The organism is Streptomyces sp. NPDC033177 (assembly GCF_055577715.1).
Genome location: NZ_JBVIPS010000001.1, coordinates 968,291 through 981,523 on the forward strand (window position 1 = coordinate 968,291; position 13,233 = coordinate 981,523).

Annotated in this window: 13 protein-coding genes; 9 read left to right on the forward strand and 4 right to left on the reverse strand. The window is 70.3% G+C overall.

From position 1 onward, the window contains the following. Positions 1-69: 69 nt before the first annotated feature. From ACZ5U5_RS04335 to ACZ5U5_RS04350, 4 genes are read right to left on the reverse strand one after another with little or no spacing between them, the layout of a single operon-like run. Entirely contained in the window at positions 70-618 is a 549-nt protein-coding gene (locus ACZ5U5_RS04335) for a hypothetical protein (RefSeq protein ID WP_469016952.1), read from the reverse strand. Positions 619-657: 39 nt separating this feature from the next. Then, a complete protein-coding gene (locus ACZ5U5_RS04340) occupies positions 658-1,563 on the reverse strand; it encodes a carbohydrate ABC transporter permease (RefSeq protein WP_469016023.1) in 906 nt (301 codons plus the stop codon). After that, positions 1,560-2,549 (reverse strand): carbohydrate ABC transporter permease, encoded by a 990-nt coding sequence (locus ACZ5U5_RS04345; RefSeq protein WP_469016955.1) that lies wholly within the window; start codon positions 2,547-2,549, stop codon positions 1,560-1,562. Before ACZ5U5_RS04345 ends, ACZ5U5_RS04340 begins: the two co-directional genes overlap by 4 nt. 11 nt (positions 2,550-2,560) lie before the next feature. Continuing rightward, complete coding sequence (locus tag ACZ5U5_RS04350) at positions 2,561-3,862, reverse strand: ABC transporter substrate-binding protein (protein WP_469016025.1); 1,302 nt, start codon at positions 3,860-3,862, stop codon at positions 2,561-2,563. A gap of 300 nt (positions 3,863-4,162) precedes the next feature. On the opposite strand from ACZ5U5_RS04350, the gene ACZ5U5_RS04355 reads away from it, so the two are divergent. The 9 genes from ACZ5U5_RS04355 to ACZ5U5_RS04395 all read left to right on the forward strand — a co-directional run bounded on the left by ACZ5U5_RS04355 (position 4,163) and on the right by ACZ5U5_RS04395 (position 13,222). Beyond that, on the forward strand, positions 4,163-4,807 hold the full coding sequence (locus ACZ5U5_RS04355) for a GntR family transcriptional regulator (RefSeq protein WP_469016028.1): 645 nt from the start codon (positions 4,163-4,165) through the stop codon (positions 4,805-4,807). After that, positions 4,804-5,739: a dihydrodipicolinate synthase family protein gene (locus ACZ5U5_RS04360; RefSeq protein ID WP_469016031.1), complete on the forward strand. Its 936-nt coding sequence runs from the start codon at positions 4,804-4,806 to the stop codon at positions 5,737-5,739. The genes ACZ5U5_RS04355 and ACZ5U5_RS04360 overlap by 4 nt, the downstream gene beginning before the upstream one ends. Further along, positions 5,736-7,451 (forward strand): L-arabinonate dehydratase, encoded by a 1,716-nt coding sequence (araD, locus tag ACZ5U5_RS04365; RefSeq protein ID WP_469016033.1) that lies wholly within the window; start codon positions 5,736-5,738, stop codon positions 7,449-7,451. The genes ACZ5U5_RS04360 and araD overlap by 4 nt, the downstream gene beginning before the upstream one ends. Positions 7,452-7,573: 122 nt before the next feature. Further along, positions 7,574-8,530: a carbohydrate ABC transporter permease gene (locus ACZ5U5_RS04370; RefSeq protein ID WP_469016036.1), complete on the forward strand. Its 957-nt coding sequence runs from the start codon at positions 7,574-7,576 to the stop codon at positions 8,528-8,530. A 32-nt stretch (positions 8,531-8,562) separates the two neighbouring features. After that, entirely contained in the window at positions 8,563-9,438 is an 876-nt protein-coding gene (locus ACZ5U5_RS04375) for a carbohydrate ABC transporter permease (protein ID WP_469016958.1), read from the forward strand. Beyond that, the gene (locus tag ACZ5U5_RS04380) at positions 9,435-9,602 is read left to right on the forward strand and encodes a hypothetical protein (RefSeq protein ID WP_469016038.1); all 168 of its coding nucleotides are present in this window, start codon (positions 9,435-9,437) and stop codon (positions 9,600-9,602) included. Before ACZ5U5_RS04375 ends, ACZ5U5_RS04380 begins: the two co-directional genes overlap by 4 nt. Then, positions 9,599-10,828 (forward strand): Gfo/Idh/MocA family protein, encoded by a 1,230-nt coding sequence (locus ACZ5U5_RS04385; RefSeq protein ID WP_469016041.1) that lies wholly within the window; start codon positions 9,599-9,601, stop codon positions 10,826-10,828. The genes ACZ5U5_RS04380 and ACZ5U5_RS04385 overlap by 4 nt, the downstream gene beginning before the upstream one ends. Before the next feature lie 7 nt (positions 10,829-10,835). Then, positions 10,836-11,690, forward strand: a complete 855-nt coding sequence (locus ACZ5U5_RS04390) for a DUF6807 domain-containing protein (RefSeq protein ID WP_469016043.1) — start codon at positions 10,836-10,838, stop codon at positions 11,688-11,690. Next, a complete protein-coding gene (locus ACZ5U5_RS04395) occupies positions 11,687-13,222 on the forward strand; it encodes a glycoside hydrolase family 43 protein (protein WP_469016045.1) in 1,536 nt (511 codons plus the stop codon). The genes ACZ5U5_RS04390 and ACZ5U5_RS04395 overlap by 4 nt, the downstream gene beginning before the upstream one ends. The last annotated feature ends 11 nt before the right edge of the window (positions 13,223-13,233 follow it).

Below are 13,233 nucleotides of genomic sequence, written 5' to 3' on the forward strand. Positions count from 1 at the left end.
CATGGCTTTGCATGGGCATGACAGATGCAGGTGTGCGGCCGGGACGGGATCAGCTGCGGAACGCGGGCGTCAGGCCGCCGCGCCACGCCGCTCGACGGCCAGAGCGGCCGCCGCGACCATCCCCAGGGCGGGTGCCGCGAGCGGCAGTGCGAACCACGCGGACGCCACGACCACGGCGAATCCGCACACGATCACCAGCGAACCGGCGGGGTCGCACAGCGTGCGGCGCACCGCTCCGGTCAGGAGCGCGCGCCACGACGCCCCGGGGCCCCAGGTCGCGGCCGCCCGCAGCCCCGCGACGACGAGGACGAACAGGGCGACGACCCCGACCGCGCCGACGAACGCGCCGCCGGGAAGCCCCGCCCGTACGAACGCGATGTCGGCGAGGAGCAGGGCGAGCGCCGCCCAGCCGGCGAGGCCCACCAGCCAGCCGCGCCGGGCCGCCGCGCGCAGATCCGCGGTGAACTCCCGCCAACCGGAGGTCTCGTGGGCCAGGTGCCGGTTCAGGTGGCGGGACCCCGCCGCGAAGGCGGCGGGGAGTGTGACCAGGGGCAGGGCGGCGAGCGCGATCCACACCCCGGTCAGCAGGCATTCGGCGAAGGCGCCGAAGCGGTCCATGAAGACGGACCTTCTGATGGTTGTCCCGCTCACGCGGCCTCAGCCCTTCAGACCTGACGTGGCCATACCGTCGATCAGGTAGCGCTGGAAGGCCAGGAAGAACGCGAGGACGGGCAGCAGCGCGACGAGGGACATGGCGATCATGCCGCCGTAGTTGGCCAGGCCCTCCTGGTCGACGAACATCTTCAGGCCGAGCGAGACGGTGTACTTCGAGGGGTCGTTGAGATAGATCAGCGGCCCCATGAAGTCGTTCCAGGAGTTGATGAAGGTGAAGATCGCGCTGGTGATGAGCGCGGGCCTGCACAGCGGAAGCACGATCGACCAGTAGATCCGCAGATGCCCGCAGCCGTCGAGCCGCGCCGCCTCGTCCAGCTCCTTGGGCAGGTTGCGCATGAACTGCACCATCAGGAAGACGAAGAAGGCGTCGACCGCCAGATACTTGCCGAGCAGAAGCGGCGTATAGGTGTTGATCAGGCCCATCTTCTGGAACAGGACGTACTGCGGGATCAGGAGCACGTGGTACGGAAGGAGCAGGGTGCCGATCATCAGGGCGAACAGCAGATTGCGGCCCGCGAACTTGATCCGCGCGAAGGCGTACGCCGCGAGGGAGCAGGAGAACAGCACTCCCACCACCGAACCGAGCGCCAGGTACAGGGAGTTGGAGAAGAAGGTGGCGATGGAGATGTCGGCGATCCCGTCGGCAAGACCGGCGTAGTTCGCGACGATGGGGTCGGCCGGGAACAGGTCGAGGCTGCCGACGATCTCGTCGTTCGGCTTGAACGAACCGCCGAGTGCCCAGATGACGGGGTAGAGGACCACGGCGAGGACCGCCAGGGACCCGATGTGCCAGGCGAGCGAGCCGGCCGAACGCCGTCGCCGGCCAGACCGCGGTCGGGGAGCGGGCCCCGGATGTGGGGCCGGCCTTGCTGCGTGCGACGCGGTCATCGGGCGCCCTCCTCGTAGTGCACCCAGCGCTTCTGGGACCAGAACAGGACCGCCGTCACCAGCGCCACCGCGAGCAGCAGCATCCAGGCCATGGCCGACGCGAGGCCCATCCGGCTGTTCTCGAAGCCCTGGACGTAGAGATAGCAGGTGTAGACGAGCGAACCGTCCGCCGGGCCACAGGCGTTGCCGCCCGCTCCGCCGCCGACGATGTACGCCGAGGCGAAGATCTGGAAGGAGTGGATGGTCTCCAGGAGGACGTTGAAGAAGAGCACCGGGGAGATCATCGGCAGCGTGATGTTCCAGAAGCGACGCCAGTTGCCCGCGCCGTCCACCTCAGCCGCCTCGTACAGCTCGCGCGGCACCTGCTTCAGGCCGGCCAGGAAGATGACCATCGGTGCGCCGAACTGCCAGACGGTGAGCGCCACCAGGCTGTAGATGATCCACTGCGGGTCGCCGGTCCAGCCGCCGACGTCCATGCCGAAGATCGCCCGCTGCGTGCGGTCGACGATGGCGTCGTCGGAGAAGATCGCCTTCCAGACGACGGCGATCGAGACGCTGGCCCCGATCAGGGAGGGCGCGTAGAACGCGGCCCGGTAGAAGGCCTGGCCGCGCCGCTTCTGGTTGAGCAGCAGCGCCACGCCGAGGGCCGCGGCCAGCTTCAGCGGGGTGCCGACGACGACGTACCAGAGCGTCACCTCCACCGACTTGCGCCAGCGCGGGTCGCCGAACATCTCGGTGAAGTTGTCGAGGCCGATCCACTTCGGGGCGTCGAACAGGTTGTAGTCGGTGAACGCGAAGTAGAGCGAGGCGACCATGGGCCCTGCCGTGAGCAGCAGGAAGCCCGCGAGCCACGGCGACATGAAGAGGAACCCGGCGATGTTCTCGCCCCGCCGTCGCCGCCGGGCGGCCTCGGGGAGGCGTCGGCCGCCCGGCGGCGAGGGCTTCTCGGAGGCGGGCGGGGCCACCGAGGCCTGGAGGGACGTCATCGTGCCGCCCATCAGGAACCGAGCGCGGTCTTGCACTCGGTGAAGAACTGCTTCACCGCTTCGTCCACCGACCGCTCCCCCAGTGCCAGTTCCTCCGCGATGCGCAGGAACGCCGCCTCGCAGACGTCCGCGCCCGCCGGGTGCGGCGTGATGGTCTCCAGGACACCGGAGTCGACCAGCTGCTCCTCGTACGCGGCGATCTCCTTGTTGACCGAGGCGATCACCTTGTCCTTCTCCTCGGCGGGCTTGTACGCCTCGTACTGCGCGGTCGTGGTGGGCACACCGCGGTCGTATCCCATGATCTTGGCGACCTCGGGGTCGTGCACCATGAAGTCGATGAACTGCGCGACCTCCTTGGGGTGTTGCGTGCGCTTGGAGCCGCTGAGCATCAGCGAGCCGAGGTACTGCCCCGTCTTCTTGCCGTCGGTGGTCGGGAGCGGGGCGAGACCGTACGTGCTCTTGCCCTCGGCGCTGTAGCGGACGGTGAAGTTGTCCCAGGTGAACTCGGACGCGGCGATCTCGGCGGCCACGGCCGACTTGGGCTTGATCTGGGCGACCTTCTTCGGGTCGGCGTAGATCCCCGACTTCACTCCGGCGTACCCCTTGGTCCACCACTCCTTGAGGTCGGCCTCGTCGAAGCCCAGGCCGTCCTTGGTGAAGAAGGCCTTGCCCTGCTGGCGCAGGTAGGGGTCGTAGAGGTACATGACGCCGTAGAGTCCGCTGTCGCCCGCCCTGCCCTGCTGGTGGATCTTCTCCATCGCGGTGCGGAAGTCGTCCCAGGTCCAGCCCATCTTCGGGGTGACACCGGCCTTCTCGAAGACCGGCTTGTCGATCACCAGGGCCATGGAGTTGCTGCCGACGGGAACGCCGAGCAGCTTGCCGTCGACCTCGCCGAACTTCTCCAGGCCCGCCCGGAAACCGTCCAGGCGCAAGTTGCCCGCCTTGGCCTGCGCGTTCAGGTCGAGCAGCACATTGCGCTGGTCGTACTTGCGCAGGAAGCCGATGGCGTTCTGGAAGACGTCGGGCGGATTCCCGCCGGACGCCTGGGTGTTGAACTTCTTCCAGAAGTCGAGGTAGGGCTGGAAGTCCGTCTTCACCTTGATCTTCGGGTGCTTCTTCTCGAAGAGCTCGATGGTGCGGTTGATCCGCTTGGCGCGGTCGTCGGAGCCCCACCACGCGTACCGGATGGTGACGGTCCCGTCCCCGGATCCGCTGCCGCCGCCGCAGCCCGCCGCTGTCAGCCCGAGGGCCGCCAAGGAGCCACCGACCAGCTTCAACAGGCCACGCCTGTCAACTTCCCCATTCGTCGGCACAGTTCGTCCTCCGCTACGCGATTGAATCGTTTTAGGAAAGCGCTTGCCGGGACAAGGTAGGGAGCCGTGATGAGTACGTCAACGGTTCGTGCGGTAACAGTCGAAGCGCTTCGAGCAGACGGGCTCCGACTCCGATATTTCGAACGAGTTTTCTTGCGCGAAACGTTGACGCGGGCCGGGCGGCGTCCTAGCTTCATCGCGTCGTACTTCGTACGTCATATATGAGACGCGATACGTGATGACTGCACGACGGCCCTGAGCGGTGACCGCACGACGGCCGCACGACGACTGAGAGCATCGATGAACTTTGCGCCCCACCCCATCCCCTCGCGCACGCAGTACGTGCTCGAGGCGATCAAGCACCGCATCCTCACCGGGCAGTTGGCGCCCGGCCAGCCCCTCGTCGAGACCGAGCTCGCCGCCCAGTTCGCTGTCTCCAAGACGCCCGTACGGGAAGCGCTGAAGACGCTCGCCGGGACCGGCCTCGTCGTCATGAGCCAGTACAAGGGCGCCACCGTGCGCACGGTCGACGCAGCCATGGCGCAGGAGGTCTACGACGTACGCCTGCTCCTCGAACCGGAGGCCCTGCGGCGCACCGTCCGCAGCGGCGCCCTCCTGGAGGAGGCACGCGACGCACTGGAGCGTGCGGACTCGGCCGCCGATGCGGCCGAACGCTCGCTGGCCAACCGGGAGTTCCATCGCGCTCTCTACGTCCCGTGCGGCAACCCGCTGCTCTCCCGGATGCTCGACGACGTGCGTGACCAGGCGGCCCTGGTCTCCGCCGTCGCCTGGGCGACGCTGCCCTCCTGGGAGCGGGAGGCGGCCGAGCACCGGGAGATCCTGCGGCTCGCGCTCGCCGGGGAAGCCGACGCGGCGGCTAGCGGACTCCATGACCACATCGCCTCGTTCGTGCGGCGGGCGTTCCCGGAAGGGGAGCTTTCATGACCGGCCCGACCCCCGACTCCCGCTTCTCCCGTTTCGGCGAGCTGCGTTCGGCGCTCGCCGATGTGGTCGCGATCCCGGTGACCCCGTTCGCCGAGGACGGATCGGTTGAGCAGGACACCTACCGCGCCCTGGTCAGGCGGCTCACCGACGGGGGCGTGCGCACGCTCACCCCGAACGGGAACACCGGCGAGTTCTACGCGCTGAGTCCCGAAGAGCGGCTTCTGGTGACCGAGTTGACCATGGAGGAGGCGATCCGCAGCGGCGCCTTCGTGCTCGTCGGCGTCGGCCATGATCTGCCGACGGCGATCACCGCGGCCCGGCATGCGCGGGACGCCGGGGCGCACATGGTGATGGTCCATCAGCCCGTGCATCCGTACGTGTCGCAGGACGGCTGGGTCGACTACCACCGCGCCGTCGCCGACGCCGTGCCCGAGCTGGGTGTCGTCCCGTACATCCGCAATCCGCGCCTCACCGGCGAACGCCTGGCGGATCTCGGGGACTTGTGCCCCAACGTGATCGGCGCGAAGTACGCGACTCCGGACGCCGCCGCCTTCGCCGCGTTCGCCCGGGACGCGGGGCTCGACCGGTTCGTGTGGGTGGCGGGGCTCGCCGAGCTGTACGCGCCCGCCTACTGGGCCGTCGGCGCCACCGGCTTCACCTCGGGTCTGGTCAATGTCGCGCCCGAGGTGTCGCTGGGCATGCTCCAGGCGCTGCGCGCCGGGGACTATCCGGCGGCCATGGACGTCTGGGAGCGGATCCGCCGCTTCGAGGAGCTGCGCGCCGCCGACCAGTCCGCGGACAACGTCACGGTCGTCAAGGAAGCCCTTGCGGCGCTCGGTCTGTGCCGCCGCGAGGTGCGCCCGCCGAGCCGGGAGCTGCCCGAGGAGCGGCGCGACGAGATAGCTGCCCTGGTGAAGGCGTGGTCGGCATGAGGCCCGACGAACTGCGCAGCCACCAGTGGTGGGGCACGGACGGCCTGCGGTCCTTCAGCCATCGGGCGCGCACCCGGCAGCTCGGGTATCTGCCCGAGGAGCATCTGGGCAAGCCCGTCATCGCGGTCCTCAACACCTGGTCCGACATCAACCCCTGCCACGTCCACCTGCGCGACCGCGCCCAGGCGGTCAAGCGCGGGGTGTGGCAGGCGGGCGGCTTCCCCCTGGAGTTCCCCGTCGCCACGCTCTCGGAGACGTTCCAGAAGCCGACGCCGATGCTCTACCGGAACCTCCTCGCCATGGAGACGGAGGAGCTGCTCCGGTCCTACCCGGTGGATGGCGCCGTACTGATGGGCGGCTGCGACAAGACGACGCCCGCCCTGCTCATGGGCGCCGCGAGCGTCGACCTGCCGACGGTCTTCGTACCCGCGGGGCCCATGCTCCCGGGCCACTGGCGCAACGAGGTGCTCGGTTCCGGCACCGACATGTGGAAGTACTGGGACGACAAGCGCGCCGGCCTCATAGGTGACTGTGAACTGGCCGAGCTGGAGAACGGCCTTGCCCGCTCCCCGGGGCACTGCATGACCATGGGCACCGCCTCCACGCTGACCGCCGCGGCCGAGGCCCTCGGCGTGACGATGCCCGGTGCCTCCTCCATCCCCGCGGTGGACTCCGGGCACGACCGGATGGCTGCCGCGTCCGGCATGCGGATCGTCGAACTCGTCCAACGGGACCTGAAGTTGTCGCGGTTCCTCACCTCCGACGCCTACGCGGACGCGGTCGCCACCGTCCTCGCGCTCGGCGGCTCCACCAACGCGGTGATCCACCTGATCGCCATGGCGGGCCGCAGCGGCGTACGGCTCACGCTCGACGACTTCGACCGGATCGCGCGGACCGTGCCGGTGCTCGCCAACCTGCGCCCCGGCGGGCAGTACCTCATGGAGGACTTCCACTTCGCGGGCGGACTCCCGGCGTTCCTGGCCCAGTTGACCGACGTTCTGCACCTGGACCGGCCCACCGTCGCCCATGACAGCCTGCGCGAGCAGCTCGCGGGTGCCACCGTGCACAACCCCGAGGTCATCCGGCCCCGCACCAAGCCCCTGGCCGACGAGGGCGGTGTGGCGGTCCTGCGCGGCAACCTCTGCCCGGACGGCGCTGTCATCAAGCACATCGCCGCCGAGCCGCACCTGTTGCGCCACACCGGCCCCGCGGTCGTCTTCGACGACTACCGGCAGATGCAGCGCACCATCAACGACCCGGAGCTCGGCATCACCGCCGACCACGTCCTCGTCCTGCGGGGCTCGGGTCCCAGGGGCGGCCCCGGGATGCCCGAGTACGGCATGCTCCCGATCCCCGATCACCTGCTCAAGCAAGGGGTGCGCGACATGGTGCGGATCTCCGACGCGCGGATGAGCGGCACGTCGTACGGCGCGTGCGTCCTGCACATCGCGCCCGAGTCGCATGTGGGCGGGCCGCTCGCCCTGGTGAACACGGGCGACCTGATCACCCTGGACGTCGAGGCGCGCTCCCTCAGCCTCGACGTGTCCGACGAGGAGCTGGCGCGACGACGGGCCGCGTGGACACCGCCGCCCACCCGCTTCGGACGCGGCTACGGCGCGCTCTACGACGAGCAGATCACGCAGGCCGACACCGGGTGCGACTTCGCGTTCCTGGCCCGCGACGGCGAGGTCCCCGACCCGTACGTGGGCTGAGCTCCCGCAGCTCTCCTCACCCGCACTCTTCCGCATGCCCTCGTGTACGAGATATCGAACAACGTCTGCGAAGCGCTTCATCTCGCGGACCGTGTGCCGCCCCTGAGAACGGAGAAGCAGACATGGCCTCAGCTGTGGCGAAAGCGCCACCGCAGCCACCGCCCCGGCGCCGCATGCCGGGTGCGCACCGGCGCCGAACGGGAGCGACCCCGCGCCGGCTCCCGTATCTGCTGATCGCGCCGGCCGGACTCCTGATGGTGGGCTTCATCGCCTACCCCGTCATCAGCGTCTTCTACTACAGCCTGCGCCACCACAACCCGACCAAGCCCTGGCGCGACGGCTTCGCGGGCTTCGACAACTTCGTCACCGCGTTCACCGAGGACCCGCAGTTCTGGCAGACACTCGGCTTCAGCCTCCAGTGGGTCGTCGTCGAGGTCGTCCTGCAACTGCTGCTCGGCCTCGGGCTCGCGCTGATCGTGAACCAGACGTTCATCGGCCGCGCGATGGCCCGCGCCATGGTCTTCTCACCGTGGGCCGTCTCCGGCGTGCTGACCTCGACGATCTGGCTGCTGATCTTCAACTCCCAGACGGGCATCACCCGTTACCTCGCGGACATGGGCATCGGCTCGTACGGAACGTCCTGGCTCTCGGACACCAGCACCGTCTTCCCCGCCGTCGTCGTCGCCGAACTCTGGCGCGGCGTCCCCTTCTTCGCGATCCTCATCCTGGCCGACCTGCAGTCCGTGTCGAAGGACCTGTACGAGGCGGCGGAGGTGGACGGCGCGAGCCGCTTCCGGCAGTTCCTGCACATCACGCTGCCGCACCTGAAGGACGCGATCATCCTCTCCACGCTGCTTCGCGCGGTCTGGGAGTTCAACAACGTCGACCTGCTCTACACCCTCACCGGCGGCGGGCCCGCGGGCGAGACGACGACCCTGCCGCTGCGCATCGCGTCCATCGCCGTCGACTCGCACGACTTCGGTTACGCCTCCGCGCTGACCTCCATCGCGTTCGTGATCCTCCTCTTCTGCTCGATGGTCTATCTGCGGCTGAGCAAGTTCGGAGGTCAGGACAAATGACCACCACTCAGCACCTGGACAGGGAAAGCGCCATGGCGGACATCACCGCGACCGCCGAGATCCGCGGCGGTGGCGCGCGCACACCGAAGCGGCGCCCCTGGGACCAAGCCCCCCGCTGGCAGATCTACCTGCCGCTCGGCCTCTACCTCCTCTTCACGCTCATCCCCTTCTACTGGATGCTGCTCTTCGCGATCCGCCCGGCGGGCTCGACCTCGCTGCTCCCCTGGCCGATCACCTTCGAGCACTTCGACAAGGTGTGGACCGAGCGCAGCTTCGGCCTCTTCTTCCAGAACAGCCTCATCGTCGGCGTCCTCTCGATGCTGATGACCACGGTCGTCGCCCTGGCCGGCGGCTATGCCCTGGCCCGCTTCGACTTCAAGATCAAGCGCGGCTTCATGCTGGCGTTGCTGTGCTCGCAGTTCATCCCCGGCGCACTGATGCTGGTGCCGCTCTTCCAGATCTTCGCCAACCTGCAGATGATCAACTCGCTCGGCAGCGTCATCATCGCCGAGGCCGTCTTCCAGCTGCCCCTCTCGATGATCCTGATCAGCGGATTCATCAAGAACGTGCCCTACTCCCTGGAGGAGGCCGCCTGGGTCGACGGCTGCGGACGCTTCCGCGCCTTCTGCGCCGTCGTCCTGCCGCTGTTGCGGCCCGGTCTGATCGCCGTCGGCTCCTTCGCCTTCGTGCACAGCTGGAACCACTTCCTGTTCGCCCTGATGTTCCTCTCCAACCAGGACAAGCAGACGATCCCGGTCGGCCTCGCCACCCTGATGGGCGCCGACAGCGTCGACCTCGGCGCGCTCGCGGCCGGCGGCGTCATCGCCGCCCTGCCCGTCGTGATCGTCTTCGCGTTCATCCAGAAGTGGCTGGTCACCGGGTTCAGCGCCGGGGCGGTGAAGGGATGAGCGGTTTCACGTCGCGTCTGAGGCACCGCCTCGTCCTTCAGCCGACCGCCGACGACGGCTCGGCGGCGACCGGCAACGGGAGCGGCGGCAGCAGCGGCACGACTGGAGGCGCCACCGCCGCCAAGTCGTACGCGTACGGCGCCGGCGCGGGGAGAATCCGATGACCCCAGGCCCGGGGCCCGCGGCGCCCCGCACCCCGCTGCCGCTGGTCCTCGCCGGTGCGCGCGGGCATGGCAGATGGCACCTGGAGAACATCCGGCGTCTCCAACAGGCCGGGCTTGTACGCCTCGTGGGGATCTGTGAGCTCGCACCACTGAGTGATGCCGAACTCGACGGGCTCGGTGAGCCCACGCAATCCGCGGACTTCGCGGGACTGCTCGACGCCACCGGAGCCGCCGTCGCCGTCATCTGCACGCCCATCCCCACCCACGCCGACCTGGCCGTGGCCGCCGCCGAGCGAGGCGTGCACCTGCTCCTGGAGAAGCCGCCCGCCCCTTCGTACGCCGCGTTCCGGCGAATCACCGACGCGGTGACCGCCGGGGGCGTGGCCTGCCAGGTCGGGTTCCAGTCGCTCGGCTCGCACGCCGTGCCCGCCATCCGCGCCCTGGTCGCCGAAGGCGCGATCGGGGAGCCGATGGGTGTCGGCGCGGCGGGCGCCTGGGCCCGCGACGAGGCGTACTACCGGCGCGCGCCCTGGGCGGGGCGGCGCCGCCTGGACGGCGTGGATGTCGTGGACGGGGTCCTGACCAACCCCCTCGCCCACGCCGTCGCCACCGCCCTGGCGGTGGACGGGTCCACGCGGGCCGAGGACATCGCGCGGGTGGACACGGAGTTGTTCCGTGCCAACGCCATCGAGTCGGACGACACCTCGTTCGTGGGGATCAGCACCGCGCGCGGCGGCCGCGTGAGTGTTGCCGCGACCCTCTGCGCCGAGCGTCCCGACGAGCCGTACGTCATCGTCCACGGCACCCGGGGCCGCATCACGTTCTGGTACAAGCAGGACCGGGTGCTCGTGCAGCGCGCCGGGCACGGGCCCGAGGAGGTCCTTCACGGGCGGACGGACCTCCTCGAGAATCTTGTCGGCCACCTCGCGGGCCACGCCGAGCTGCTGGTTCCGCCGGTGTCGACGGGCGCCTTCATGAAGGTCGTCGAGGCGGTCCGCACGGCGCCCGACCCACTCCCCCTGCCGGTCGAGGCCTGGCGCGTGGTGCCCGGCGAGCACGAAGGCGTGCGGCGCCGGGTCGTGCACGGCGTCGACGGGCTCGTCGCGGCGAGCGCCGACACGCTGTGCGGCTTCGCGGAGCTCGGCACGTTCTGGGCGCGCCCCGGCCAGCCCGGCCCCACACCGTCCACCGCTCACTCCTCCCCCGCCGAGACCCCACCGAGGTGAGTACGCCATGAACAGAACCGCGACCGACACCGCGCTCATGCTGCGCTGCTCGGGCCGCCCCGTCGGCCGCTACGTCATCCACCCCACGGCGGGCCCACGCCTTGCGCCCCGCCCCTATCTCCACCCCGTCCGCACCTTCGGCGGCCTCCCCGTCACCGAGTACGGTCCGGCCGACCACCCGCACCACTTCGGCGTGGGCGTCGCCGTGCCCGACGCGGCGGGCCGCAACTTCTGGGGCGGGCGCACCTTCGTGCGCGACCAGGGGCCCACCGAGCTCGACAACCACGGTGAACAGCGCCATCTGGAGTTCAAGCTGCGCGACCCCGACGGGTTCGTCGAGGAGATCGGCTGGCTCGACGGCGAGTGCGAGCTGCTGCGCGAGCGGCGCACCGTCGCCGTCACGCCCCTCACCCCGTCCGCCTGGGCCCTCGACTTCACGTTCTCCCTCACCAACCCGGCCGCGGCGGAGGTCTCGATCGGCAGCCCGGCCACCAACGGCCGCCCCGGCGCCGCCTACGGAGGCTTCTTCTGGCGTGCCCCCAAGGAGACGCGGCCCCCCGAGGTGTTCACCGCGGACGCTGACGGCGAGGCCGCCGCGCACGGGGCCACGGCCGACTGGGTGGCCCTCTCCGGACAGGGCTGGACGCTCGTCTTCGCCGGGGCCACGCCCGAGACGCGGCGTGACCCGTGGTTCGTGCGGACCGCGGAGTATCCCGGCGTCGGCTCCTCGCTCGCGCACACGCGGCGCCTGCCGATCGGCCCCGGCGAGACCGTCGTACGCCGTGTCATCACCGTCGTCTCCGACGGCCACCCGAGCCGGAGCGAAGCCGCGGGGCTCGTCCGCAAGGCGGTGACGGCGTGAACGCGGCGGGGGCGATCAGGCCGGGTGACCTCGGCGACGGGACCTACCGCAATCCCGTCCTCGCCGCCGACTGGTCCGACCCCGACGTCGTCCGGGTCGGCGACGACTTCTACCTCACCGCGTCCAGCTTCGGGCGCGCCCCGGGGCTGCCGCTCCTGCACTCCCGCGACCTGGTGAACTGGACCCTGACCGGGCACGCCCTCGAGCGCCTCGAGCCCGCGGAGTCGTTCGCCGCGCCGCGGCACGACTGCGGGGTGTGGGCGCCGTCGATCCGGCACCACGAGGGACGGTTCTGGATCTTCTGGGGCGACCCGGACCACGGCATCTTCCAGGTCAACTCCCCTGACATCCGGGGACCTTGGAGCGCGCCGCACCTCGTCAAGGCGGGCAAGGGCCTCATCGACGCCTGCCCGCTGTGGGACGAGGAGCGCGGCGAGGCCTATCTCGTGCACGCCTGGGCCAAGTCGCGCTCCGGGATCAAGAACCGGCTCACCGGTCACCGCATGAGCCCGGACGGCCGTGACCTCCTCGACGAGGGGCGGGTGTTGATCGACGCCGACCGGCTGCCCGGCTGGTTCACGCTGGAGGGCCCCAAGCTGTACCGCCACGACGGCTGGTTCTGGATCCTCGCCCCCGCCGGCGGGGTGGAGACCGGCTGGCAGGGTGCCTTCCGCTCCCGGACCTTCCACGGCCCCTACGAGGAGCGGATCGTCCTGGAGCAGGGCGACACCGACGTCAACGGCCCGCACCAGGGCGGCTGGGTGCGCACCCCGTCCGGCGACGACTGGTTCCTGCACTTCCAGCAGCGTGGCGCGTACGGCAGGGTCGTGCACCTCCAGCCGATGCGCTGGGACACCGACGGCTGGCCGGTGATCGGGGACGGCGGCGCCCCCGTGGCCGTACACAAGAAGCCCGACCTGCCCGCGCAGCCCGTGTCCGCGCCCGCCACCGACGACGACTTCCCCGGCGGGCGCCACGGCCGCCAGTGGCAGTGGTCCGCCAACCCCGGCGAGGGGTGGGCGACTTCGCACGGGGCGGACGGACTGCGGCTGGCCTGCGTCAGGTCCGCCGAAGTCCACGACCTGCGCCGCCTGCCCCACGTCCTGACCCAGCGCCTTCCGCTCACGCCGTGCACCGTGGAGGTCGGGCTGCGGCTCGACGGCTCCGCGGACGGCGCCAGGGCCGGGCTCGCCGTGCTCGGCGACGCCTTCGACTGGATCGGCCTGGAGCGCGACGACGACGGCACGGTCCGCCTCGTGCACCGGTTCGCGGAGCCGGTCGCGGAGCACGAGCGCGACGCCGAGTACCCGCGCCTCGTCCCCGACGGCACCGCCCGGCTGCGGATCGACGTCGCGGAGGGCGCCCGCTGCCGCTTCTCCGCCGACACCGGCGACGGCTTCCGCCCCTCGGGCCAGGTCTTCGCCGCGACGCCATGGCGATGGGTGGGCGCGCTCCTTGGCCTGTTCGCCGCCGCCCCCACGGGCCGGAACGGGGCCGGGACAGCCCTGTTCACGCACTTCCGGATCACCTGAAGCCCCGTAAA